We start from the raw sequence: 1904 nt of genomic DNA on the forward strand, positions 1-1904 counted from the left end.
GTGATCAAGGTCCAAACGCCCGCCACTTGCGTCGCGGTGCCCAAGGACGTTTCACCGTTAAACACTTCCACACTGGCCGCATCGCTGTCGATGTTGCCCAATGTTAAGGTCACGCTTGTGTTGTTGGTTAGGTTGTCTGTGTCACTGTCACCACTGTCGCTGGTCACTGCCAAGTCAATCGTTGGTTGACTAACTATTGTATCAAGTACCGCACTGTCAGAACCTGTATCTGACACGTTACCGGCTACATCCGTGATGGTTGCATCAACGGTTAGTGTCCCACCTTCTGCAGGCGCTGCTACCGTGGTCAACACTTCGTCTGCTGTGATATGAGCCTCTGTAAGTACGATATCTATGCCGTTAACCGTCAATGTATCGCCTTTAACCGCACCCGTATCAGTAAGAGAGATGGTCACATTCAATTGACTATCAAGCTCTGCAGCACTGATAAAACCGTCATCGTTCACATCTGCGGCAATAGTCACGCCTGGAGCAGAGACAGATGCTGTATCAACTTGCGCACTGTCTGATCCAGGCTCAGAAACATTTCCAGCTTTGTCAGCTTGCGTTGCACTAACCGTTAATGTTTCACCATTTTCTGGTATCTCTTGTTCCCAACTAATAATGCCCGTTGAAGGATCAAAACTGTAAGTAGATTGAGTAGCACCATCAGCTAGCAAAGTACCATTTGAGTAGTTATAAGTAAGTGCTACGTCATTCCCATTAATAGTGATAGTAACCGGTGCACCGTCGGCAAAATCCTCTCGATCGACAGCCACGCTAACAGTGGTCGTTTCACCTTCGGAAAACTCATCTTGGTTTATAAAACCATCATTGTTTAAATCAGCTCCAATAGTAACCACTGGGGCATCAGGAGCACTCACATCAACGCGATACTTGATCCCCTGAACATTATCATCACTGCTTGTTATCGTGTGTACATTACCAGCAATATCTTGAATTTCAGCAGAGTATTCTATCGTTCTATCTGCATCATTGGCTAAATCAGAACCATTCACGTCGACAGAAAAGACACCATCAGCATTTATATCTTCTGATAAAACCGTGTATTCAGAACCGTTAATATTCAACACAATGCTAGTTACTGATGAATCATCTTCGAGATTAATACTACCTGTTAAGGTAATAATGCTATTCGCTTCTTCAGCATTCACAGTGTCATCAGGTGTTACATCATCAACAACTAACGTTGCTACGATAGATGTATCAAGTATTGCCGTATTAGTAACACTCCCTTCATTCCCTGCCGCATCAACGACAGACATAGAAACTGTCAAAGAACCATCACTTAAACTGGATAAATCCAAGCCTTCAACAGATACATTTCCATCGGCATCTACAGAAATTGAGGACACTGGAACTGTGAATGTATTTCCAGACGCCGAGCTATCAGTAATAACAATACCAACAACACTTGCTCCAGCCTCAACCTTACCGGTTAAATCAACAGAATCACTTTCTGCTTTATTTAAATAAGCATCACCATTGGTTTCAAAAGAAATTGCATTCTCGCCATCACCATCACCAGGCGCTGTGGTATCTAAATCCAAGGTATCCGTTGTTTCAACGGTATTACCCGCATCGTCGGTCGCCACGGCGCTAACGGTAATCGTGCCATCAACGAGACCGCTGAGATCCGCGTCCGCCACAGTCCAGACGCCGTCCACTTTCGTCGCATTTACAGTGACATCCGCTGTTGTTTCATCGCCATCACTGAAGGTCACGACCACACTTTGTGCGTCATCGTCCACGCCACTCAAAGTCACGCTAACAGAGTCCGCTTCGTCTGCGTTGGTCACTGCATCGCTTTCGGCCACCGCCACGCTGAAGTTGTTGTCGGTGTCGGCACTGGTGTCTAAATCCAAGGTATCGGTGGTAGTAGA

At 45.9% G+C, this 1904-nt stretch carries 1 protein-coding gene; it reads right to left on the minus strand.

From position 1 onward, the window contains the following. The coding region (locus ACIGBN_RS17045) for a beta strand repeat-containing protein (protein WP_396666771.1) at positions 1–1904 on the minus strand (1904 nt) is incomplete at both ends.

This window comes from Marinomonas sp. NPDC078689, from assembly GCF_044542435.1.
Lineage (GTDB): Bacteria > Pseudomonadota > Gammaproteobacteria > Pseudomonadales > Marinomonadaceae > Marinomonas > Marinomonas arenicola.